The 24,366-nt window shown below is 29.3% G+C and carries 16 protein-coding genes and 1 tRNA gene; 13 read left to right on the top strand and 4 right to left on the bottom strand.

The window, feature by feature from the left end:
• On the bottom strand, positions 1-4,043 hold a 4,043-nt coding region (locus Q0731_RS08670; RefSeq protein ID WP_299062736.1), incomplete at its 3' end, for an Ig-like domain-containing protein.
• 3,802 nt (positions 4,044-7,845) lie between these two features.
• Positions 7,846-7,918, bottom strand: a tRNA-Met gene (locus Q0731_RS08665).
• A 169-nt stretch (positions 7,919-8,087) separates the two neighbouring features.
• On the opposite strand from Q0731_RS08665, the gene era reads away from it, so the two are divergent.
• Positions 8,088-8,972 carry a GTPase Era gene (gene era / locus Q0731_RS08660; protein ID WP_299062733.1) on the top strand — a complete coding sequence of 295 codons (885 nt, stop codon included), beginning with the start codon at positions 8,088-8,090 and terminating at the stop codon, positions 8,970-8,972.
• On the opposite strand, the gene Q0731_RS08655 is transcribed toward era, so the two are convergent.
• Complete coding sequence (locus Q0731_RS08655; RefSeq protein WP_299062726.1) at positions 8,969-9,478, bottom strand: GTP-binding protein; 510 nt, start codon at positions 9,476-9,478, stop codon at positions 8,969-8,971. The two genes, era and Q0731_RS08655, sit on opposite strands and share 4 nt — an antisense overlap.
• Positions 9,479-9,661: 183 nt before the next feature.
• Between Q0731_RS08655 and Q0731_RS08650 the strand changes: the two genes are divergently transcribed.
• The 3 genes from Q0731_RS08650 (at position 9,662) to Q0731_RS08640 (ending at position 15,074) form a co-directional block, all read left to right on the top strand.
• Entirely contained in the window at positions 9,662-11,173 is a 1,512-nt protein-coding gene (locus Q0731_RS08650) for a choice-of-anchor I family protein (RefSeq protein ID WP_299062724.1), read from the top strand.
• A 128-nt stretch (positions 11,174-11,301) separates the two neighbouring features.
• Positions 11,302-12,612: a ribosome biogenesis GTPase Der gene (gene der / locus Q0731_RS08645; RefSeq protein WP_299062721.1), complete on the top strand. Its 1,311-nt coding sequence runs from the start codon at positions 11,302-11,304 to the stop codon at positions 12,610-12,612.
• A 74-nt stretch (positions 12,613-12,686) separates the two neighbouring features.
• The gene (locus Q0731_RS08640; protein ID WP_299062718.1) at positions 12,687-15,074 is read left to right on the top strand and encodes a GAF domain-containing protein; all 2,388 of its coding nucleotides are present in this window, start codon (positions 12,687-12,689) and stop codon (positions 15,072-15,074) included.
• Between the two features lie 235 nt (positions 15,075-15,309).
• On the opposite strand, the gene Q0731_RS08635 is transcribed toward Q0731_RS08640, so the two are convergent.
• A complete protein-coding gene (locus Q0731_RS08635; protein WP_299062715.1) occupies positions 15,310-16,506 on the bottom strand; it encodes a Pycsar system effector family protein in 1,197 nt (398 codons plus the stop codon).
• Positions 16,507-16,702: 196 nt separating this feature from the next.
• Here Q0731_RS08635 and msrB point away from each other — a divergent pair, with 196 nt between their 5' ends.
• The 9 genes from msrB (at position 16,703) to Q0731_RS08590 (ending at position 24,365) form a co-directional block, all read left to right on the top strand.
• Positions 16,703-17,161 (top strand): peptide-methionine (R)-S-oxide reductase MsrB, encoded by a 459-nt coding sequence (gene msrB, locus Q0731_RS08630; RefSeq protein ID WP_299062752.1) that lies wholly within the window; start codon positions 16,703-16,705, stop codon positions 17,159-17,161.
• Complete coding sequence (locus tag Q0731_RS08625) at positions 17,154-17,390, top strand: glutaredoxin domain-containing protein (protein ID WP_299062712.1); 237 nt, start codon at positions 17,154-17,156, stop codon at positions 17,388-17,390. Before msrB ends, Q0731_RS08625 begins: the two co-directional genes overlap by 8 nt.
• Before the next feature lie 11 nt (positions 17,391-17,401).
• Complete coding sequence (locus Q0731_RS08620; RefSeq protein ID WP_299062711.1) at positions 17,402-18,958, top strand: protein adenylyltransferase SelO; 1,557 nt, start codon at positions 17,402-17,404, stop codon at positions 18,956-18,958.
• 129 nt (positions 18,959-19,087) lie between these two features.
• On the top strand, positions 19,088-19,846 hold the full coding sequence (msrA, locus tag Q0731_RS08615; RefSeq protein WP_299062708.1) for a peptide-methionine (S)-S-oxide reductase MsrA: 759 nt from the start codon (positions 19,088-19,090) through the stop codon (positions 19,844-19,846).
• A 48-nt stretch (positions 19,847-19,894) separates the two neighbouring features.
• Positions 19,895-20,839 (top strand): aldo/keto reductase, encoded by a 945-nt coding sequence (locus Q0731_RS08610; RefSeq protein WP_299062705.1) that lies wholly within the window; start codon positions 19,895-19,897, stop codon positions 20,837-20,839.
• Between the two features lie 15 nt (positions 20,840-20,854).
• Positions 20,855-21,289 (top strand): peptide-methionine (S)-S-oxide reductase, encoded by a 435-nt coding sequence (locus tag Q0731_RS08605; RefSeq protein WP_299062749.1) that lies wholly within the window; start codon positions 20,855-20,857, stop codon positions 21,287-21,289.
• 40 nt (positions 21,290-21,329) lie between these two features.
• The gene (locus Q0731_RS08600) at positions 21,330-22,547 is read left to right on the top strand and encodes a bifunctional alpha/beta hydrolase/OsmC family protein (RefSeq protein ID WP_299062702.1); all 1,218 of its coding nucleotides are present in this window, start codon (positions 21,330-21,332) and stop codon (positions 22,545-22,547) included.
• A 195-nt stretch (positions 22,548-22,742) separates the two neighbouring features.
• Positions 22,743-23,762 (top strand): XdhC family protein, encoded by a 1,020-nt coding sequence (locus tag Q0731_RS08595; RefSeq protein ID WP_299062699.1) that lies wholly within the window; start codon positions 22,743-22,745, stop codon positions 23,760-23,762.
• A 3-nt stretch (positions 23,763-23,765) separates the two neighbouring features.
• Positions 23,766-24,365: a nucleotidyltransferase family protein gene (locus tag Q0731_RS08590; RefSeq protein ID WP_299062696.1), complete on the top strand. Its 600-nt coding sequence runs from the start codon at positions 23,766-23,768 to the stop codon at positions 24,363-24,365.
• Position 24,366 lies beyond the last annotated feature (1 nt).

Genomic DNA, 24,366 nt, shown 5'->3' with positions numbered 1-24,366 from the left:
ATACCATTAGATGGTCCACTTGTAATTGTAATGGTTCCTGTAGATGGACCATCGCCTCCAAAAGTATCATTACCCAATACTACAATATTAGTCAGTCCATTATCTTCTGGTAAACTAACTGGATCGTTATTTGCTACTGGTACATCATCTACTGATGTAACTGTTAAAACAACAGTTGCTGTATCACAATCGCCATCTGCATCACAGATTTGGTATGTAATACTATCTGGTCCGTTATAATTTGCATTTGGTGTATAATCTATTGTATCATCTGTTGGATCATTTGGTGTTCCTCCATTATTTACTACTGCAATACCATTAGATGGTCCACTTGTAATTGTAATGGTTCCTGTGGATGGACCATCGCCTCCAAAAGTATCATTACCCAATACTACAATATTAGTCAGTCCATTATCTTCTGGTAAACTAACTGGATCGTTATTTGCTACTGGTACATCATCTACTGATGTTACTGTTAAAACAACAGTTGCTGTATCACAATCGCCATCTGCATCACAAATTTGGTATGTAATACTGTCTGGTCCATTGTAATTTGCATTTGGTGTATAATCTATTGTATCATCTGTTGGATCATTTGGTGTTCCTCCATTATTTACTACTGCAATACCATTAGATGGTCCACTTGTAATTGTAATGGTTCCTGTGGATGGACCATCGCCTCCAAAAGTATCATTACCCAATACTACAATATTAGTCAGTCCATTATCTTCTGGTAAACTAACTGGATCGTTATTTGCTACTGGAACAGTATTACATACTGGTGAAGCTCCAGATACGTTAAGTGTATTACATATATTAGTATCTTGAATATTGATATTATAGGGTGTTCCTTCATTAATTACTCCTGAAGTCCAATTATTTCCAACCCAAACACCTGGTGCTCCAGTTCCTGTTGCTACAAAAGGTGCGTTACCTGTAACAGTTAAAGAAACTGTGTATGTAGTTGCAGCACACAATGTAGTTTCTGCAGCAGCTAATGCAACTAAAGGATTTGTTGTCACCGTTACTGTGGCTGTATCTGTTTCTCCTGTACAAGCTCCTGAACCGCTAACTGTATACGTATATACGTTTCCTAAATTTGTCCATGCTCCTCCTGTATCTGGACTACCACCTAATGCTGCAAATAATTCAGCATTTGTAGGTGTGTTTCCTGCACATTCTGTTAAAGTTCCGTTGGTTCCTGCATTTGGTGCAGCTTGAAAAGTTACTGTTACTGTAGCTGTATCTGTTTGACCAGCACATGCTCCTGAACCACTAACTGTATATGTATATACGTTTCCTACATTTGTCCATGCTCCTCCTGTATCTGGACTACCACCTAATGCTGCAAATAATTCAGCATTTGTAGGTGTGTTTCCTGCACATTCTGTTAAAGTTCCGTTGATCCCTGCATTTGGTGCAGCTTGAAAAGTTACTGTTACTGTAGCTGTATCTGTTTGACCAGCACAAGCTCCTGCACCACTAACTGTATATGTATATACGTTTCCTACATTTGTCCATGCTCCTCCTGTATCTGGACTACCACCTAATGCTGCAAATAATTCAGCATTTGTAGGTGTGTTTCCAGCACATTCTGTTAAAGTTCCGTTTGTCCCTGCATTTGGTGCTGCTGTAAAACTAACCGTTACTGTTGCTGTATCTGTTTCTCCTGCACAAGCTCCTGAACCAGTTACTGTATATGTATATACATTTCCTGCATTACTCCATGCTCCACCTGTATCTGGGCTCCCTCCTAATGCTGCAAATAATTCAGCATTTGTAGGTGTGTTTCCTGCACATTCTGTTAAAGTTCCGTTGGTTCCTGCATTTGGTGCAGTTTGAAATGTTACTGTTACAGTAGCTGTATCTGTTTGACCAGAACAAGCTCCTGAACCACTAACTGTATAAGTATATACGTTTCCTACATTTGTCCATGCTCCTCCTGTATCTGGACTACCACCTAATGCTGCAAATAATTCAGCATTTGTAGGTGTGTTTCCTGCACATTCTGTTAAAGTTCCGTTGGTTCCTGCATTTAATGGAGCAGGATTTACTAGATAATTACCAAAGGCTGTCATGTCATTACAACCATCTGATGTAACTAAATTTATACAATTATAGGTACCTGCTGGTAAATTAGGTATCGTGATTAACCCAAATGGGTTTGAAGTAACATTAAACGTACTTGTTGGTGCACCACAACCATTAGCTACCGTTGGTAACACTACAGTTGGATTGTAATTCCAAGAGATAGTATAGGTCATATTTGGCACATAATTACTAAATGTAAATGCACCATCACTTGCTCCATTACAAGAAGGTTGTATTTGAGTTACTACGTGATTTAAACCATTTGTACTTTGAAATACTGTTAAGTTTATAGTTTGAGTTGTTTCACAAGAACCTACACCGGAAGTTAATGTTACGGTTTTAGCACCTGAAGTACTCCACTCTACCACTGGATTTGAACTTGTTGAAGTTGCTGGGGATGCACCTGAACCGAAGTTCCATAAATAGGTTCCATTAGGTTCTGCTGCAAATTGTGTACTTTCAAACTGACAAGCCGTTGTTGGACCTGTTGTTATTGCTGAAGGTCCTTCATTAACTGTTACATTTATATTTTCAGTACCCGCACCAAACTGACCATCACAATAATCATAAGAACTTCCATTCCATAATTTAAATCTTACAGTTAAAGTTACATTTTGAGAACCAGTTGTATTAAAAGTTGTTGATGCTTGGGGATTGCCATCTAATTGAACAGTTTGAGGTGTTGCATTCGTGCCAAAATCCCAATTATATTCTGCTATCCAACCATTACTTGCATTGTTAGCAGAAGCTCCAAATGTAACAGATTCTCCTTGACAAATTGAAGTTGGAATAGAATTAATCCAAGCATAAGGTGAAATAGTAGTACCCGATAAATTTGTTTCCCCACCACAACTTGGTTGATAACAACCTGTAAGGGTATTATATAAACGTGCTCTAATTTTACTTATTGAACCTGCTGCAAATGTGTAAGTACCTGAAGTACCTGTTTGTAATACTGTACCTGGACTTAGACATCCACCTCCAGGGTAACCTGGGTATGATCCACCGTTTATCCAATGAATTTCTTCATTTGGCCCTAAAACAACTGGATTGGTTGTCCCCCATTCATATGCTGTAGCTGTAATATTATCGCCAGCACAAACTGGTGTAGAAGTTGTTACTGCCTGAGTAATTATTCTTGGAACATCATGGATTGTTACTATTACTGGGGGGTCTGAAGGACAATTGGTAAATTGACTTCCATAAATATAATACGTACCTGTACTTGAAGGCACAAAAGTAGCCTCTGTACATCCACCACATTGACCTGAATTAGTTTGAGACAATTTAGTTCCTCCTCCATCATAAGGACCATCCCAAAATGAAATAGCACCAGCATTACCAGTACCGTTTATATTAGCAACACTAATAGTCTCTCCTAAACATAAATCTAAACTTCCTCCATTAACATCTGCAGGTAATACTGGTGTAGTATCTGCTCTATTATACATTAAGTAACCATTAAAAAATTCAAAATTTGGAGAATTTGGAAAATCATCAGAAGGACCAACACAAGCATTTGCTGTATTATAGTAAAAAGCAAATATCATAGATTCTGATCCAGGAGCTGGTACTGGAGCAGTAATAGAAAGACCTGTTCCTAAAAATATTGGAGGCAACGTTGGCCAAACATCAATATTACCTGGTGTGTCATCTCTAAACCAAGCTACAGTGCATCCAACAGGTATATAAGACGCTGTTAATGTAAATGTTGTAGAAGTTGGCTCTTTACACATAGCATAACTAAGCGTATTTGGAAAAGGACCACCACCAGAAAACAATAAACCATTTGGGGTAGAACTCCATGTTAATGTAGTAGCACCTCCAGACTCAGGATTCCCTGGTAATGGACAAACTACTTGTGCAGAACTATAACTAATTGTAAGTAATGCGAAAAAAACAAAACAAATAGTTTTGATTCTTGTTGCTAAATTGAAATAACTTTCTTTCATAATAAAATAGTTTATTTTCTTTTTAAAATTTGACCTAAAAAAATAAATTTATAATTGGGTAATGACTTTTAATAAACGTCTATCTAGGGGGATAACAAACGTTGTAAATAATTCTTTTAACTTTTTGTAAACATCATCTATCTAGGGGGCAACAGATGTGGTATTAATTCTTTCTATAATTTAAACATCTATTTAAGGGGGGACAACAGATGCTGTAATACTTTTTTATATATCTCTAAAAAATCTATATGAGGGGGTAATAGATATTTTAATAATTTCAAATAACATTTTTAACATTTATTTAAGGGGATGATAAATGTTATATAACAATTCTAAATTAAAAGTGTTTTAAAAATTAATTAACTATGATAATTATTATCTAAATAAAACAATACAAATTAATTTTTAAAAAAAATCACTTATTAAAAAGGACTATTATTTTACAAATGTAAAACTTTTTTCTCGACATTTATTAACAATTGTTAACATTTTGTTGAATTTATTAAAAAAAAGAAACTAAAAAGGGATATTGAACAATGAATAATTGAACAAAAAATAAACATAACTAACTGATATAGTCGTTTTTAAGTATAATAACAGAAGAAATAAAATAAAAATTAAAAAAAACTAAAAATTAGTCTAAAAAAGATTAAAAACATTAGAAAAAGAGCATAATTAGAGGTTATTAACAACATCTAAAAACCAAAAAAAGACGAGAATATCACTAATAATAGATAAATAATATACTACAACAATTGCCATTTAATAATGTTTTTTAACACATAAAAAAAAGTTGATGTATTGGTGATAAATCAGAAAAGTAAATATTGAGCAAATCGTCTGTATCATTAAGAATAATAAGAAATTAAAGATTAAATTATTATCTCTAAAAAAAGAGGTTTGTATGGATTATTGATATATTGAATGAATTGAAGTTAAAATAAGCTCTATAAGAAAGTGTTGGACTTATAACTCAGCAAAAAATATAAGATACTGTGATTATGGAACAACTTATTATTAAGATGAATCCATTAGAAGAGATCAACCAATTTAATTTAGATAACTATACTAATAATTATTAAAATTAAGCTTTACCAAGTAAATGTAATTTATAACATCGTTATTCTAAAAGAGACAATAAAACGAAGAAGATCACAACAAAAAAACTTAAAACTTTAGCTCGTTAAATAGTCATAAAAATGAAGTAGTTTGTTTTAAATTGAATAGGAAAAAGGATAGGATTATAAATGCTACTATCCATAGAGGAAACATCTTAATATTAAATAGCAATTTAAAAGAAAAAAAAACGCTAAAACAAAAAAAACTTTTACAAAACATTAGACTAAAAGATAGTAAAAAATGATTTTACAGAAAAAAATTTGAAAAGCTAAAAGAAAAGTGAAATGATAGTATCAACAAATAAATTGACACTATAAAACATCAAGTAAATAATTAATTATAATAATCTAGATTCTATCGTAAAATAAAGTATTCCTAATTTATCCCTACAATAAAATGATAAATAAAACTTAAGAACTAATTAAAATAACATTAAAAAATATAATTTTAAAATTGCATAAAATTATAATTTACTATGATAGAAATTATAATTTACTATGATAGAAATTATCATAATGATAAAAAGAATTGTGTGACGGAAAACAACTCAGGTCTCTTAATAAAAGGAACTCTTACTCAATACCTGAAAAAATAAACCTTAATGTTTAGGAATTTATTTTAATAAAATTAGCAGAAAAAAAATGAAAAAAAATACAAAAATTTAATCCAAGAATAGAAAAAATATACATAGAACGACAAAAAACACAAGATTAAAATAACTTTTTTTTTGATTGATTGATTGATTGATGATAGATAGAGATAAAAGTTGGTAAATTTATTTGAACATAGTTTTATTATAATAATAAAAAATAAAATAGGCGTTAAATGTATTGTTTAAAAAAAACAATACATTTAACTAAAATGGACTAAAACACTAGTTTTAGAAATATATTTTAAAATCTATACTTTATAAAAAATAGTTTTGTATAGGTAAAAAAAGCCCTTTATTTACAGAATAAAAATAGAAAAAAAGTTAAAGAATCTTATAAACATTTAAACTAAATTTCATAAATGAAACAATAAAAAAAATTCCCCAAACATATTAACAAAATTTTTTATTGTCTTACAAAGACACTCTCATTACAAAATTCAAATTAGACTTTTTAAGTATTATTTTACTGAAAAAAGTTTTATTTTATTCAGTTTTTTTCAACATTTTTTACATCAATTTTACATTTCTAAAAATAAAAAAAGGTATCATAAACTTAAAATTCAAATATTATTTATGATTATACTTTCAAAAAAAATACTATTTAGGGATAAGAAAATTACTTCAAAACAAAAAATTAGTATTTATTCATCAAAATAGATATTATAAAAAGACCTAAATTGTGTAATTATTATTTTACTTTAAATAGATATTTATCAATTTATTTGTTGGTAATCTATTTGAATTTCCTCTATAAATTGTTTAAAAGTTTCAAGCACAAGAAACAATTTTCAGAACGTTTTACCTATTCATTTGAAATTTAAAAGGATAAAAAGTTTTTTATTTATAAAATCAATATGAATTATTTAGATATAGTTTTTTCCCTTTTATCAAAAAAGAAAAATATTTTGAAGTAATTTTAGTCTCAATTCATTCTTTTATTTTAAAAAAAAGAAAAATTGTGTACCATAATAATCTGTAAAAAAACACATCTGATAGTTTTAAAAATCCAATTTTATTTGCTTAAAAATTAAAAGCTATTATGGTGTTTATAAAACTATTCTAACGAAATCTTAAATTATTAAGTCTAATAATTTAATTAAACGAGTCAAAATAATCGAAAAATTCATCATTCTTTTGATATTCAGAAGTAATATTGACGTGAAAATTTTGATATTTTAGACAATTAAAGCTTACAACGACTTCCTTATGATTTTTTTTTATTAGAAAACAGTAAAATATTTGGGATATTTAACTTACTAAAACGTTTATTTTTCTTTATAAACAAAGGTCTACTAACTAATTACAAAAGCTATTTTAAACTTATAACCTCAATATCACTAAAAATTAAAGTCTCTTTTCGGATTATACATATTGCTCTCAACCAAAATAAAATTATAAATACAAAAAACGATTTTTAGTTTCTTTAATCATTAAATTCTCTATAAAATATAGGTAGTGGTAAAAAAGTGTTTTTTCCTTTATTTGTTTAGGATTAAAGCAATTTATAGCTAATAAAACAACTATCGCTGAGAATTCGATATTTAAAAAATATACTGACTAATACTCAAATACAAGATTCTGAGACTAGGTGATTAAATTTCAATAAGAACAAGGAAAACTATATATTTTTAGAAAATTATTAATTAGAAAAGATAACCTATAAATCAATCAATACTACTATTACAAAATAAATGATATCTAAAATATCTTGACGTAAATAACATGAAAGTAACTATAATAAAGATTTTAAAATAAAAACTGAATACACACAAAATAAAAAGTAAGAAAAACTATAAAACTTATATACTTTATGTTGTGAACTAATTACTCAACTCTTTTAAAGTAAGACATCAACAAATTTTGTATAACTATTTTTCTAGTTCTTGTTAATCAGTTAAACATTCTTAATCTTTAGCTTGAATAAATTATATTTTAAGAATTCTAATTGTACATCTACTATAAATAAATTGCAAACCATAAAGTTATTTTAAGAAAAAAGCCTCAAATTTAAAATTTGAGGCTTTGAAGTAGTAGCGGGAACTGGACTCGAACCAGTGACCTTCGGGTTATGAGCCCGACGAGCTACCTACTGCTCTATCCCGCGTTGTAATTACCAATTCTTTCTATTTAGCTTTTAACTTGCGGCTCATAATATCGCAGAAATTATTGGACTGCAAATATACAATACAAAGTAAATACAAACCAAACTTTATTTTAATTATTTTTAATGCTCTAAATTTAACTCCGCTATAAAATCTAATTATCTTTGCAATATGACACATAAAGCTGGTTTTGTAAATATTATAGGAAATCCTAACGTAGGTAAATCAACATTAATGAATGCTTTGGTAGGTGAAAAACTATCAATTATTACCTCTAAGGCACAAACTACAAGACATAGAATTCTTGGCATTGTAAATGAAGACGATTATCAAATTGTGTTTTCTGATACCCCAGGTATTTTAAAACCTGCTTATGAATTGCAATCTTCTATGATGGATTTTGTAAAATCTGCATTTGAAGATGCAGATATCCTTATTTACATGGTAGAAATTGGGGAAAAAGAGTTAAAAAACGAAGCATTTTTTAAGAGAATCATCCACAGTGAAATTCCTGTTATTTTATTATTAAATAAAATTGATAAATCCTCTCAAGAAGAAGTGGAAGAAAAAATTGAATATTGGAGAAATAAAGTGCCAAATGCAGAAGTTTTTGTAATTTCTGCCTTAGAAGGGTTTGGAGTTTCAGCAGTTTTTGATAAAATAAAAGAAGTATTACCAGAGGGTCCTGCTTTTTATCCGAAGGATCAATTAACAGACAAACCAGAACGCTTTTTTGTAAATGAAAAAATTAGAGAAAAAATTTTAATGCATTACAAAAAAGAAATTCCCTATTCTGTAGAAGTAGAAACTGAGGAGTTTATTGAAGAAGAAAATATTGTGAGAATTCGATCTATTATTATGGTAGAAAGAGAAACACAAAAAGGTATTATTATTGGCCATAAAGGTTCCGCATTAAAACGTGTTGGAGCTGAAGCAAGAAAAGATTTAGAAAAATTTTTCGAAAAAAAAGTATTTATAGAATTGTACGTAAAAGTCAACAAAAACTGGCGTAGCGATAAAAATCAACTAAAACGTTTTGGGTATAATCAAAGTTAACACTCAATAATCACAATTAAAAATTCGTGTAATTCTTTCATTTGACCTTTCCCTGTTTCTTTTCCTAAACTACCTAAAAAATATAGTAACATCCAAATGAATGGAAGAGCTACTAATATTGTTATTGGAAAAAATAGACTTTCTTCTAAACGATATCTAACATAAGTAAAAACAGCAAAACCTAAAAATAAGATTGCAACTACAAAGTGAACAAACATAAAAAGTGTCCAAACTTGAGATTTTGGTCCAAATAAACCTTTTAAGATTGATGAATTCTCATCAATTTTCTCTATTTCAAAATGTAATTGAGGTGACCAGAAATGACTTTTATTTTTAGGAATATCAACAAAAATATGTCCATCTACAACCCTGCTCCTATAAGTACAAGCATCACTGTTTAAGTATAAGGTAATTCTCTTTAATAATTCCTCAGAATTTTCTTTTAAATTGATAGAAAATCTAGGTCTTAAAAAAATCTTATTATTTCTTTTTTCTTGAATACTCATTCAGTTTGGATTATTTTTTAAAAATAATAAAAAATTACGTTTTCTTAACAAAACAGTCAAATTTGACTTAAAAAAACTACTTTTTATTTACAAATAACAATAAATACTAATATTTAGTTATAATTTACTTAACACTAAAATTAAAACCTGTTGATAGTTTTACAGAAAATATAAAACCATAAAATGAAAACTTCTAAAAAAATTATCTTAGTAAACTTATTATTTACAATAATAAGCTGTCAAAATGAAAACCAAACTGACATAGCGCCAATTGACACATCTGTTAACTTTAAACATAAGGTTACATTAAATATTGGTAATGAAGGAGCTTCAGAGATAACTGCTTTTGACAAAACATCAAAAAAACTATTTACAGTAAATGTAGAATCAAATGAAATTTCTATAAACAACATTAGTAATTTAACCAACCCAGTAAAAGAAACTCCAATTAATCTAAATGCATATGGAGCCCCTAATAGTGTTGCAGTTTTTGATAAAAAACTTGCTATTGCAGTAGAAAATAACACAAAACAAAACCCAGGAAAAGTACTCGTTTTTAGCACTATAAATAACACTTTATTAAACACCTATACCGTTGGAGCATTGCCAGATATGATTACTTTTTCTCCTGATGGTAAAACCATTGTTTGTGCAAACGAAGGGGAGCCAAATAATGATTATACTATTGATCCTAAAGGAAGCGTAAGTATTATTAATTTAGAAAATAATAATGTAACTACTTTAGATTTTACTAGTTTTAACCCCCAAGAAAACACCTTAAAAAATAAGGGATTTAGAGTTTTTGGTCCTAATGCAGACTTAGCTAAGGATGTAGAACCTGAATATGTTGCCATTTCAGAAGATTCTAAGACTGCCTGGGTTTCATTACAAGAAAATAATGGAATCGCAAAAGTTAACTTAGATTCTAAAACTATCGATGCTATCTATCCTTTAGGATTTAAAGATTATTCTTTAGCTGAAAACTCTATCGATGCAAGTGATAAAGATGATAAAAAAGAATTAAAAACTTGGCCTGTAAAAGGAATGTATCAACCAGATGCAATAGTATATGTAAAAATTAATGGTATAGAATATATTATTTCTGCAAATGAAGGAGATGCTAGAGATTATGATGGATTTAGCGAAGAAATAAGAATGGATGACTTAACTTTAGATGAAACAATTTTTCCTGATAATAAAGACTTTTTAAACGAAATAAACTTAGGGAGATTAAAAACTACAAACACTTTAGGTGATGCAAATAATGATGGTAAAGTAGAAGCTTTATTTAGCTACGGTGCTCGTTCTTTTAGTATTTGGTCTGCAAATGGAAGTTTAGTTTATGATAGTGGTAATAGTATTGCTACAGAAACTTTAGCATTTACTTTAGACAGATTTAATGATAATGATAAAAGAAGTGATGACAAAGGTGCAGAGCCAGAAAGTGTAGAAATCTTAAATATTGGTAATGAACGTTACATTTTATTTGTAGGCTTAGAAAGAAACGACCAAGTATTATTATATGATATTACAAACCCAAATGCTCCACAGTTTTTACAAATTCTTTCTCACAGTGGTGATGAGGCTCCAGAAGGATTATTGATAATTCCTGCTAAAGACAGTCCTAGTAATAAAGATTTACTAGTGGTTTCTAATGAAGATAGTGGAACTGTAACCATCTATGAAAATAACTAAAAAGTAATTACTTTTTAGCAACCTAAAACCAGCAAATTACTTTGCTGGTTTTTGCTGTTTTAAAGACTTCATTTTTAGCATCTTTCTTACAGGCTTATATTGTATATTTGCAAAAATTTTCAATTCAAATGAATAGCATTGTTGCCATTGTAGGAAGACCAAATGTAGGAAAATCGACACTTTTTAATAGGTTGGTTCAAAGAAGAGAAGCCATTGTAGATTCTGTAAGCGGAGTTACAAGAGATAGACATTATGGAAAATCTGACTGGAATGGAAAAGAATTTTCTGTGATAGACACTGGTGGTTATATTACTGGTTCTGATGATATTTTTGAAGGCGAAATTAGAAAACAAGTAAACCTTGCCATAGAAGAAGCAGATTTAATTGTTTTTGTAGTAAATGTAGAAGATGGTATTACACCAATGGATTCTGAAGTTGCAAAACTTTTACGCAAAGTAAAAAAACCAATTTTTACGGTAGTAAATAAGGTAGACAATGCAATGAGAGAGCCAGATGCTATAGAATTTTATAACTTAGGTTTAGGAGAATATTTTACAATTGCCTCTATTAATGGAAGTGGAACAGGAGAATTATTAGATGCTTTGGCTGCAGAAATGCCAGCACTAGAAGAAGTAGATTTAGAACAAGAAACACTACCAAGATTTGCTGTTGTTGGACGACCAAATGCTGGTAAATCATCATTTATAAATGCCTTAATAGGACAGGATAGAAATATTGTAACCAATATTGCAGGCACAACAAGAGATTCTATTGATACAAAATACAATCGTTTTGGTTTCGACTTTAACTTAGTTGATACTGCAGGAATCCGTAAAAAATCGAAAGTAAAAGAAGATTTAGAATTTTATTCTGTAATGAGAGCTGTACGTTCTATAGAATATTCTGATGTGATTGTTTTAGTGGTTGATGCTACTCGTGGTTTTGAAGGCCAAGATCAAAGTATTTTTTGGTTGGCAGAAAAAAACAGAAAAGGAATTGTTATTTTAATTAATAAATGGGATTTAGTTGAAAAAGAAACCAATACTTTACGTGATTTTGAAGCTATGGTTAGAAAACAAATAGAACCTTTTACAGATGTACCTATTGTTTTTATATCTGCCTTAACAAAACAACGTTTGTTTAAAGCAATAGAAACAGCTGTAGAAGTTTTTCAAAAAAGAAAAACAAAAATACAAACAAGTAAATTTAATGAAACAATGCTGGAAATCATCAAAAGCTCTCCACCTCCAGCAATAAAAGGGAAGTTTGTAAAGATAAAATACTGTATGCAACTGCCTACACAAACACCTCAATTTGTGTTTTTTTGTAATTTACCTCAATATGTAAGAGATGCTTACAAACGTTTTTTAGAAAACAAACTAAGAGAAATCTATGATTTTTCTGGTGTGCCAATTACTATTTATTTTAGACAGAAATAGATTTTAAAAGTTTTTTTTGTAACTTTATTTTACACAAAACGACTCAAAGAGAAACGTTTTTATAAAAATAAACGATGAAAATTATTGAATCTAATAAAGCAGAAAAAATAGAGTTACCACTTCAGTTAAACATTTCTTTTAAAAAAGTTTTTGTTTTATTTGAAAAATACGCTAAAAAAGAATTTATAAATCATCCTTTTCATAGTGCAGCTTTAAAAATGGTTGCTCAGTTTAAAAATTACGATGAATTAAATGAAGGTTTTTCTGATTATACCCTATTAGAAAAGTATAAAGAACAAATAGACTTACTATTAGAACCTTTATTCCCAGAAGCTTTACTGCTAAACGAAATAAAAGCAGCAAGTATACCTTTCTCCTTTACCTCTTTTAAATTTACAGACCGTTTTGAAAACATCCTAAAAAACGCGGGTAAAGATTACGAATTAAAAGCAAGAAATTTTGAAGAGGATAGTATGTACATTATGAGTTGTACATTTATTTTAAGCCTTGTTTATGATTTTAATATCGATGTAAAAAGACCTTTTTATTTTGATATTCCAGATAAAAACACTGGTACAATGAAGTATTATAGAGCTACCTTTAATGCCGATTTTTCTGAAATTACACCTACAGCAAATGCTCCAAAACTAACACCAAACGATTTTAAAGAACTATTAAACAGTTTTGATGATATAGAAAAATGGAAACAAAAATTCCCTCCTAATAGCTATATCTTTAAAGGCTTTGGCTTAATTAACTTGTTTGATGTTACTTCAGAAGAAATGTTATCATCTATTAAAGCAAATTTATTAGCTGGAGGTGATGGTTTAATTTTTAAACTTCAAAATAACTTAAGAGATTTTTATAGCATTAAAGATTTAAAATTAGGGTATTCTATTTTTGATAATACAAACACAAAAATTTGTAAAACAGTTTTAAAAAACTCAAATAGTATTATTTTAAACAAAGAGTCAGAAATTAAATGTAACTCAGGCTATTTTTGTGATACAATGCTTCAAAAACTCTTTAAAAACAAAGAAACATTTATTATTTCTGATATTGAAGAGTATGGTATTTACACAAATAAAAATGCTTTTTACAAAAATCTTAATGATTATGGTATTAAAAGTATCATAATCATTCCTATAAAAGCAGATACTAATGGCAATTTGGCTTTGTTAGAAATTGCGTCTCCAAGAGCTTATGAATTAAACTCTGTAACCATCAATAAATTAAAAGATATTGTTCCTGTTTTTGAAGCTGCTGTTAAAAGAACATCAGAAGAACGTCAAAACGTTTTAGAAGCTACTATTCAAGAAAATTATACTGCTATTCATAGTGCTGTAAAATGGCGATTTTATGAAGCTGCAGAAAAATATCAAACAGAAAACCAAACAAACGAAAATGCAAAATTAGATGAAATTGTGTTTAAAGATGTATATCCATTATTTGGTCAAAGTGATATAAAAGGCTCATCAGAAGCAAGAAACACTGCTATTAAAGAAGATTTAACTACCCAATTATCTTTAGCAATTACAGTTCTAAAAGATGCTTGTAAAACAGAAAAACTACCAATTTACAATGAGTTAATGTACAGAGTTTCATCTTATTTAGAAGATGTAAAAAAAGGGCTAAGTGCTGGTGATGAAGTAAGTATTTTAGATTTTTTAAACAGAGAAATTTACCCTGTTTTTAGCCATATAAAAGATATCAATACAGAATTATCAGAGAAAGTTAGTATTTACATGAAACGTTTAGACAAAAACCTAAACGTTGTTTATGAAAAAAGAAAAGCCTATGAAGACAGTGTTACCCTGTTAAACGATAAACTAGCAAAATTTATAGACAATAAACAAAAACAAGCACAAGAAATGTTTCCTCACTATTTTGAGCGATACAAAACAGATGGTGTAGAATATAACATGTATATTGGTCAGTCTCTTACAAAAACAAAAACTTTTGATAGTTTGTATTTGTACAACTTACGTTTATGGCAATTACAAACTACTTGTCAAATGGAGAATTTAGCGTATTACGAACGTAAAAACATGACACATGATTTACAAGTAGCCTCATTAATTTTAGTGCATAGCAACTCAATGGCTATAAAGTTTAGAATGGATGAAAAAAAATTTGATGTTGATGGAGCCTACAATATTAGATACGAAATTATTAAAAAACGTATTGACAAAGCCAACATAAAAAACACTACAGAACGTTTAACATGTCCTGGTAAAATTGCCATTGTATATTCTCAAGACAAAGATGCTTTAGAGTACATAAAATACATCAATTATTTACAATCAAAAAATCAATTGGGTAAAATTGAATTCTTAAATTTAGAGGATTTACAAGGAATAACGGGTTTAAAAGCATTAAGAGTTGCAGTTATTTACCAAACTGATTTTGATGAAAACAACACCATTACTTTTAATGATTTAATGAAAGAAATTGAGGTTTAAGATTTATTGACTGATGATCAATCTATTTTGATAAGAATGAAGACACAAAAAAGAACTAAGAAACAGAAACCAACACTATATTTATAAGTGTTTTTTTTTTGATTTTTTACCCTCTTTTGTCTTATCTACGATAGAAGAAATTACATACTTTTTTTATAATAAAAAGTGTAAATTTATCAGTTGTGAATTTCATTTCTCTACAAGAGTTATTCTAAAAAACAGATACTCTAAAACTTTAAACTTCTTGCATTTTAAAAGATATTGCAAAAGCCAACACACTAACTATAATACCAATCATAAAAACGGTATAGGTAACTCTTAATATTTTATATTTTCTATTTAAAACCAATCCTAAAAAGTATAAATCTTTAGTTAAAGAGCCATATAAGTAGTCTTTATCTTTCATCATTTCTAAAATACCCCACTCAAAATCTGGTAATTTCATTTGATGAAAATTTCCAAAAAATAGCAAATTTACTTTTTTATTAGCAACATCTTCTTTGGTAAACTTACCTTCAGTAACGTTTGGTCTTGTAGCTAAAATAGATAATATAATAGACGCTACTGTAAATACTACAAAAATTAGAGTCGGTATAATTAAATAGCTGTTAGAGGGGTTGTCTAATTTTGGTAATAGATTAGACAACGCTAAAGAAACAATAATAGCGTTTACAGACAGTAAAATATTGGCTTTTGTATCTGCAATATTACTCAGTGTCATGTGGTTTTTTAATGCAACCCTAAACATGGTTTCTATGCCACGTTCTGGCACATTTCCTTTTTGCTTTTTTAAAGATAATGCTTCTGCTTTCTGGTTAAATTTTTTGTTATTTTCTTTAGTTGTTTTTAAACTTTTTATCAATTTAGATAAATTTTTCTCTTTTCTTTTTGTCCAATTTTTTATTGCAAATTCAGTATAAAATTGATGTTGTTCAGAAAAAAAAGTTATATTTTCTTTTATCCAATCTATATCAGATACTTTTTTGCAACCTGTCAACTCCCATTCTTTTCTTAATAAAGACGTGTATTCAAAAAAACTTTTAGAGGCTAAGTGTGCACAATCTGCATCCATAATTATTTTTTCTGAATCGTTTTTAGGTTGATGCCCTGCTTTAGTTGCCAAAATAAGAGTAGAAATAGCATCAATTCTTTGTTGAGCAACATTGTTGGTTTGTAAAAATTTACTAGCAATTCTAGCACTTTCTTTTTCATGGTTTTCTGCAACATTTATAAAACCAGTATCATGAAACCAAGCAGCAATCTCTAAATCTTCAGCAGTATTTTCTGGTACTTTTAAATTTTCTAAAAGTGTTTTTGTCTTTTCTACTACTCTTTGTGTGTGCACTAAATTATGATACACATATTTTCTATCTAAATCATTATTTAGAAGATTAAAAACATACTTTTCTGCATCTGCAAGTAAACTACTCATTGTAAAAATATTTTATAAATGAATCAAAAGAAATGATAATTAGATTCACAACTTTATCAATATTCGTCGTAAATTTAGGTGTTACTTTCATTAGCCTACAAATTAAGAATTATTTGTAAGATTATAGGTGTTTTTATATCTAAAAAAAAAACAGCTAATTGTAATAAAACAAGAACTTAAAAAAGAAAAACAAATGATGCTTACTTGGAAAGAAATTATCAATTTTAGTGTAAAAGGAAACCCAACTCCAGATAAAAGAGTAGAGAAACCTGAAACTGAATGGAAGGCTCAATTAACAGAAGAGCAATATAGAATTACAAGAGAAAAAGGTACAGAAAGACCAAATAGTGGTGCATTATGCAGTGTTTATGATGAAGGACAATACAACTGCATTTGTTGTAACAATCCACTTTTTGATTCCACCATAAAATTTAGTTCAGGTACTGGTTGGCCAAGTTTTACACAACCTATTAAAGAAAACGCCATTAAATACCACAAAGATAATTCTTTTGGTATGGTTAGAGTTGAAGTGATGTGTAACAATTGTGGTGCCCATTTAGGTCATGTTTTTCCTGATGGTCCAGAACCAAGTGGATTGCGTTACTGTATTAATTCTGAATCGATGCAACTTGAAAAAGCTGCAAAAAATGATTAAATTATATGGAGCAGAAAGATGCCATAAAACACAATATTATAAAACTTTTTTAGAAACACGTAGTTTCAACTACGTGTTTTTAGATGTAGAAAAAAATGAAGCTTTTGCAGAAGAATTACGTAACTTATATCAAAACAAGAAACTTAATTTCCCAACTATTACAATTCATAGTAAAAAGTTTAGAAATCCTTCTGATGAAGAATTAACAAGAGGACTAAAACACTTGTAAAAAGAAAACGAATGCAGCTAAACATAAAAAATACATTTATAGAAAATTTACCAGCAGATTCTAATTTAGAAAATTCTAGAAGACAAGTAGAAAATGCAGTTTATTCTTTTGCAAATCCTAAAAAAACTGCAATGCCACAAGTGCTGCACATTTCTCCTGAAATGGCTGCTGAGTTAAATATATCTGAAGAAGAAACACAATCAGAGTTTTTTAAAAACGTTGTAACAGGCAATGAAATTTATCCCAAAACAACACCTTTTGCCATGTGTTATGGAGGACATCAATTTGGCAATTGGGCAGGACAATTAGGAGATGGTAGAGCCATTAATTTATTTGAAGTTGAACATCAAAATAAAAACTGGAAAGTTCAATTAAAAGGTGCAGGAGAAACTCCTTATTCTAGAACTGCAGATGGTTTAGCAGTTTTACGATCTTCTATTAGAGAGTATTTATGTGCAGAAGCCATGTTTTATTTAGGCGTGCCAACCACAAGATCTTTGTCTTTAAGCTTGTCTGGTGATAACGTTTTACGTGATGTTTTATACAATGGAAACCCTGCTTATGAAAAAGGTGCCATTGTTGCTAGAATTTCGCCAAGTTTTTTACGTTTTGGTAATTTTGAAATTTTTACAGCTAGAAAAGATGTAAAAAATTTAAAGATTTTGGTAGATTATACCATTCAACAGCATTTTGCTCATTTAGGAAAGCCTTCTAAAGAAACCTACATTAACTTTTTTAAAGAAGTTTCAGAACGTACTTTAGAGATGATTATTCATTGGCAAAGAGTAGGTTTTGTGCATGGAGTAATGAATACAGATAACATGTCTATTCTTGGTTTAACCATAGATTTTGGACCTTATGGTTGGCTAGAAGGCTTTGATTTTGGTTGGACACCAAACACAACAGACAGACAACACAAACGCTACAGATATGGCAACCAACCTAATATTGGACTTTGGAATTTGTACCAACTAGCAAATGCGTTATACCCAATTATTGAAGAAGTTGCCCCGTTAAATAAAATTTTAGAACAATATAAAGCAAGTTTTGAAGTACAATCTTTACAAATGATGCAATCTAAATTAGGTCTTTTTACTTCGGATGAAGAAGATGCCAAATTAACCCAAGATTTAGAAGAAACTTTGCAATTGGTAGAAACAGACATGACCATTTTCTTTCGGAATTTAAGTAGTTTTGTTGATGAAAAAACGGGTTTTGAAATTGTAAAAGGTGCATTTTATAATGTAGAGGATATCTCTGAGGATGTAAAAAACAAATGGAACAACTGGTTTAAAAAATATGAAAACAGACTTAAAATAGAACGTATTTCATCTGAAGAAAGAAAAGTTAAAATGAATGCTATAAACCCTAAATATGTGTTGCGTAATTACATGTCTCAATTAGCAATTGATGATGCAGATAAAGGAAATTACAATTTAATTGACGAACTTTTTCAGCTTTTAAAAAACCCTTATGCAGAACAACCAGAACGCCAAAAATGGTTTGCTAAAAGGCCTGAATGGGCAAGAAATAAAGTGGGTTGCTCTATGTTATCTTGTAGTTCTTAGCAAAATTTATTACTAATAACGGATTTGCGTTAGGGATTGAATGGTCTGTTTGAGCTCTTTTTTGTTTTTCTCAAAAAAAGCGAGTAATGAAAGCCCGACCTTTAGGGAACGCCCAAATGAAATGAAATAATGAACCTTTTAAAATACATTCAACAAATACCTATTGGGCATTCATTAGGTATTTACAACAATAAAAAACATAGTATTTTAAAGGAAATTTACAACAAAGGTAAATCGTTTAAAATTTTTGCAGAAGAACTAGAAGGCACAAATTTTATTAGCCTAAACTATTATATTACATCAAAAAAAGAATACTTAAAACCTTGTGAAATGCCGCAAGAAAAAGTAATTCACTTTTTAAAAAACGTACAATTAATTACTAAAAAAATAGAAATGGACACACATAAAAAAGCATATATTGCAGGAGGTTGTTTTTGGGGAATGGAAGAATTATTTAGAGTTAGACCAGGAATTTTAGATACAGAAGTTGGGTATCAAGGAGGAGAAAACAGCAATCCTACCTACAGAAATCATCCTGGGCATGCAGAAGCAATTGAAATTACCTACAATGAAAACGAAACTTCGTTTAGAGAAATTTTAGATTATTTTTTTAGAATTCACAACCCTACAACTATAGACAGACAAGGAAATGACAGAGGGTCTAGCTATAGATCTGCAATATTTTATCAAAATGAAGAGGAAAAGAAAATAGCTGAAGAAATTATTGCTATTGTAAATACCTCGAAAAAATGGCAAGATAAAGTTGTAACTACCTTAGAGCCTTTTGCTACTTTTTGGGCTGCAGAACCAGAGCATCAAGATTATTTGGTTAGAAACCCAAATGGATATACCTGCCATTTTGAAAGATTTAAAGAGTCTTTTATTTAATTTTTATCATCTATTTTTAATATCCACTCATAAAAAACACATATTCACATGCAATTAGCATTAGGAACAGCAGCTTTAGGAAGACCACAATACATTAATATTCGTCAAGAAAGTTGCGATAATTCTAACTTAAACACTTTTAGAGAGCAAAGTTTTGGAGTGCTTGAGGAAGCTTATAATTTAGGAATTCGTTATTTTGATACTGCTCCAGGTTATGGTTTGGCTGAAGAGCTTGTTTTAGAATGGCTAAATACTAAAAACGACAATACTATTGAAATTGGCACAAAATGGGGCTATACTTATACTGCCAATTTTGATGCCAATGCAACTGTGCATGAAGTAAAAGAACATAGTTTTAAAAAATTAAATGAGCAGTGGTTTTTTTCTAAACAGCTACTCCCCTATTTAAAAGTGTATCAAATACATTCTGCAACTTTAGAAACAGGTGTTTTAGAAAATACAGCAGTTTTAGAAGAGTTAATGTTCTTAAAAAAAGAACACCATCTAAAAATAGGACTAACAACAACTGGTGCTAACCAAGTAGAAGTAATTAAAAAAGCTTTAGCTATTTTGGTTGATGGTAAACCAGTTTTTGATTTATTTCAGGTAACTTATAATTTTTTGGATCAGAGTTTGTTAAAAGTTTTAGAGGAATTAAATCGCCTGAAAAAATCGATTGTGATTAAAGAAGCTTTGGCAAATGGTCGTGTTTTTAGAAATGAGAATTATACTCATTACAATAAAATGTATACAGCTTTAGAAAGTATAGCTGCAAAACACAACGTTGGTGTAGATGCAATTTGTTTAAAATATTGCGTTCAAACAATCCCTAAAAGCACTATTTTAAGTGGTGTTAGTAGTATAAAACAGTTACATCAGAATTTAAAAATGAATTCGTTTACATTATCTTCTACTGATATTGAAACCTTAAACTCTTTTAAAATTTCTGCTGATGCTTACTGGTCAGAAAGAAAGCAGTTGCAATGGAATTAACTAAAATTGCTTTTGGTGGTGGTTGCCATTGGTGTAGAAAAAGTAGCACAAGGTTGGGTTTCTTCTTTTAATAAAAACAATACTTTTTCTGAGGCTGTTATTGTGTCTTTTAATCATGAAAAAATTAATTTAAAAACATTAATTGAAATTCATTTATTAACACACAAAAGTACTAGTAACCACTCTATGAGAACAAAATATCGATCTGCTATTTATTATTTTTCACTTGAACAAAAAGAAAACTCTTTAAAAATTATAGAAAATTTACAGTTAAATTTTGACGCTAAAATTATTACAAAAATTTTAGAATTTAAAAACTTTAAGCCTTCTACTAAAGAGTTTCAAAATTATTATAAGAAAAACCCTCAGAAACCATTTTGTGAGAAATACATCCATCCTAAATTACAGTTTTTATTGGAAAACTATTCAAGTTTTGTTTTAAAAAAGTAAAGCTTGTAATAATTATTCGACTATCTAAAAAATTAAATACATGAACACTGTTAGATTAGAAATTAAAAATAGAAAGGGTTTAAAACTACGGGCTTATTTAGAAAACCCTGCCAATCAAAAACCAAATAATTTTGCCATTTTTGCACATTGTTTTTCATGTAATAGTAATTTTAATGCCGTAAAAAATATTAGTCGTTCTTTATCTAATCATGGTTTTGGTGTTTTACGATTCGATTTTACAGGCTTAGGAAGAAGTGAGGGCGAATTTGCAGAAAGTCACTTTTCTGCCAATGTAGAAGACCTATTAGATGTTGCTGCTTATTTAGAAAAAAACTATAAATCAGCTTCTTTAATCGTTGGGCATTCTTTGGGCGGTGCTGCAGCAATTGTAGCTGCATCAAAATTAAAAACTGTAAAAGCTGTAGCAACTATTGGAGCACCTGCAACTGTAAACCACGTTACACATTTATTTTCTCATGCCATTGAAGATGTAAAACAAAAAGGCGATGTTGAAGTTAAAATTGGCGGCAGACCTTTTAAAATAAATCAAGATTTTGTAAACGATTTTAGCAAAACAGATTTGCCAGAAATAACTAAAAATTTACGAAAACCAATTTTAGTAATGCATGCCCCTTTTGATACAATTGTAGGTATTGAAAATGCACATCAAATTTACCACAATGCAATGCATCCAAAGAGCTTTATTAGTTTAGATGATGCAGACCATTTATTATCTAAATCTTCTGATAGCATTTATGTAGGTAATTTAATTGGTACTTGGGCAGATAAATATTTTCCTGAAGAAGAATACAAAATGATCTCTAAAGAAGGAGAACAATTGGTTGGGCATTTAAATTTATTAGAAGATAACTTTACTACTTCTATACAAACAAAAAAACATTCTTTTATTGCAGATGAACCTGCTAGTATTGGTGGAGATGATTTTGGACCTTCACCTTACGATTTTTTAAGTGCAAGTTTGGCTGCTTGTACAGTAATGACCCTAAAAATGTATGCTGAACGCAAAAAATGGGATTTGCAAGAAGTGTTTGTGTATATAACCTATTCTAAAAAGCATAGTGAAGCTTTTACTTTAGATACAAACAAGCCAACTAAAATAGATTATTTGAATAAAAAGCTAAAATTTGTTGGTAATTTAGATGACAAACAAAAGCAACGCTTAATAGAAATTGCTTCTAAATGCCCTGTACATAAAACATTAATTACCAAAACAATTATAGAAACAACACTAGTTTAAAACCAAATTATTATTTAAAAAGTTTTATATTTAAAGCAGTAATAATAAATTTTTTAATAAAAAAATTCGCATTTATCATTTTGACTAATTTTTATTGAGTTACTAAAAAACAGTAACTCAATAGAAAAGGTATAAATAACTACTAAACAGCAACTTAACACCTGTTAGATCTATTAAATGCAAATCGTATCATATATGTTTCACGAACTCAAAGAAATTATTCAACAAGCTGTCATCAACCAAAAAAAAGGATTGAAAAGTGTGTTGGCAACTGTTGTTCATTTAGAAGGTTCATCTTATAGAAAACCTGGAGTTAGAATGTTAATTTCTGAAGATTTGGCAACAGTTGGTGCAGTTTCTGGTGGTTGTGTAGAAAAAGAAATTAAGCACAGAGCTAAAAGTGTTTTTGTTGATAATACACCCAAAATAATAACTTATGATGGTAGATATAAACTAGGCTGTGAAGGCATATTATATATTTTAATTGAACCTATTTTAATTACTGATGTCCTATTATATCATTTTTCTGATGCTGCTTTAAAGCGAGAAAATTTAAAGATTGAAAGCTACTTTGTAAAAGAAGATGAAGCTTTTGGTAATTTTGGTTCTGTAATTACTTTTCACAATAAAAAACAAGTTTCGTTTTCAGAAAAATTTAATTTACAAGTAAAAAATAAGGCTTCACTTTTTTCACAAATCATACAGCCAAGGTTTAGGTTGATTATTATAGGTGCAGAACATGATGCTGTTAAACTATGTAAAATAGCAGCTAATTTAGGCTGGGAAATAGAGGTGATTACCTCTGTAAAAGATAGCAAACAACTTATAGACTTTGATGGAGCAAATTCTGTTATTGGTGCTTCTCCAGAAACAATAAACTTTAAAGAAATTGAAAAAAATACGGCTATTGTAATAATGAATCATAGTTACGTGCAAGATTTAAAATACTTAATTTCATTATCTGCATACAATCCAAAATACATTGGTGTTTTAGGAGCACCAAATAGAAGAGAGCGTTTGTTTAACGAACTCTTTGAGTTTGTGCCTAATATTTCTGACGTTTTTTTAGATGCTATTTACACTCCTGCAGGTTTGCATATTGGTGCTAAAACTCCCGAAGAAATTGCAGTTTCTATTATTGCAGAAATCTTGTCTGTAATTCATAAAAAAGAACCTTTTTCTTTAAGAAAACTAACAGGAAACATCAATAATTAAACGATGAAAAATATTGCTGTTTTAATATTAGCTGCAGGAAAATCATCTAGAATGAAAGCTATAAAACAATTAGAAAAAATAGATAAAAAAACACTTTTAGAAATTACATTAGAAAAAGTACAAACCCTTTTTTCTTCAACTATCTATTGCATTGTAGGTGCAAATGCTGATAAAATAAAAGCAGAAACAACTACAAAAAATATTGAATTTATTAAAAATAATAATTTTAAAAACGGGTTAAGTTCAAGTATTGTATCTGGAATTCAGTACTTTAAAGCAAATAATTTAAATTTTGAGGGAGTTTTTATACTATTAGCAGATCAGCCAGCTATTGACGTTGCTTATTTAAAAGATATGATTCATTTATTTAACATAAACAAAGAAGTAATAATTGCCTCTAATTATGGAGAAAAATTTGGTGTTCCTGCTATTATTCCTGAAAAATATTTTTCTAATTTATTATTGATTCAGGGAGATAAAGGTGCTAAAGAATTTATAAATAGTAGAAAAAATGAAATTATCAGTTCTAAATTAAATACTAACTTGGTAGACATAGATACCAAAGAAGATTTACAGCGATATAAAAACTCTATTTTAAAATAGT

The sequence above is a fragment of the uncultured Polaribacter sp. genome, assembly GCF_947497695.1.
In the GTDB taxonomy this organism is placed as follows: domain Bacteria; phylum Bacteroidota; class Bacteroidia; order Flavobacteriales; family Flavobacteriaceae; genus Polaribacter.
The sequence above is the reverse complement of the archived record's forward strand: the minus strand, read 5'-3'. Positions and strand labels throughout refer to the sequence as shown.

What these genes read in the sequence shown, in the direction of transcription:
- Q0731_RS08610 (WP_299062705.1), top strand. Translation starts at nt 19,895, where the DNA reads ATGCAATTAGCATTAGGAACAGCAGCTTTAGGAAGACCACAATACATT.
- Q0731_RS08595 (WP_299062699.1), top strand. Translation starts at nt 22,743, where the DNA reads ATGTTTCACGAACTCAAAGAAATTATTCAACAAGCTGTCATCAACCAA.
- era (WP_299062733.1), top strand. Translation starts at nt 8,088, where the DNA reads ATGACACATAAAGCTGGTTTTGTAAATATTATAGGAAATCCTAACGTA.
- msrB (WP_299062752.1), top strand. Translation starts at nt 16,703, where the DNA reads ATGCTTACTTGGAAAGAAATTATCAATTTTAGTGTAAAAGGAAACCCA.
- Q0731_RS08650 (WP_299062724.1), top strand. Translation starts at nt 9,662, where the DNA reads ATGAAAACTTCTAAAAAAATTATCTTAGTAAACTTATTATTTACAATA.
- Q0731_RS08600 (WP_299062702.1), top strand. Translation starts at nt 21,330, where the DNA reads ATGAACACTGTTAGATTAGAAATTAAAAATAGAAAGGGTTTAAAACTA.
- Q0731_RS08655 (WP_299062726.1), bottom strand. Translation starts at nt 9,478, where the DNA reads ATGAGTATTCAAGAAAAAAGAAATAATAAGATTTTTTTAAGACCTAGA.
- Q0731_RS08625 (WP_299062712.1), top strand. Translation starts at nt 17,154, where the DNA reads ATGATTAAATTATATGGAGCAGAAAGATGCCATAAAACACAATATTAT.
- Q0731_RS08635 (WP_299062715.1), bottom strand. Translation starts at nt 16,506, where the DNA reads ATGAGTAGTTTACTTGCAGATGCAGAAAAGTATGTTTTTAATCTTCTA.
- Q0731_RS08620 (WP_299062711.1), top strand. Translation starts at nt 17,402, where the DNA reads ATGCAGCTAAACATAAAAAATACATTTATAGAAAATTTACCAGCAGAT.
- Q0731_RS08590 (WP_299062696.1), top strand. Translation starts at nt 23,766, where the DNA reads ATGAAAAATATTGCTGTTTTAATATTAGCTGCAGGAAAATCATCTAGA.
- Q0731_RS08640 (WP_299062718.1), top strand. Translation starts at nt 12,687, where the DNA reads ATGAAAATTATTGAATCTAATAAAGCAGAAAAAATAGAGTTACCACTT.
- der (WP_299062721.1), top strand. Translation starts at nt 11,302, where the DNA reads ATGAATAGCATTGTTGCCATTGTAGGAAGACCAAATGTAGGAAAATCG.
- msrA (WP_299062708.1), top strand. Translation starts at nt 19,088, where the DNA reads ATGAACCTTTTAAAATACATTCAACAAATACCTATTGGGCATTCATTA.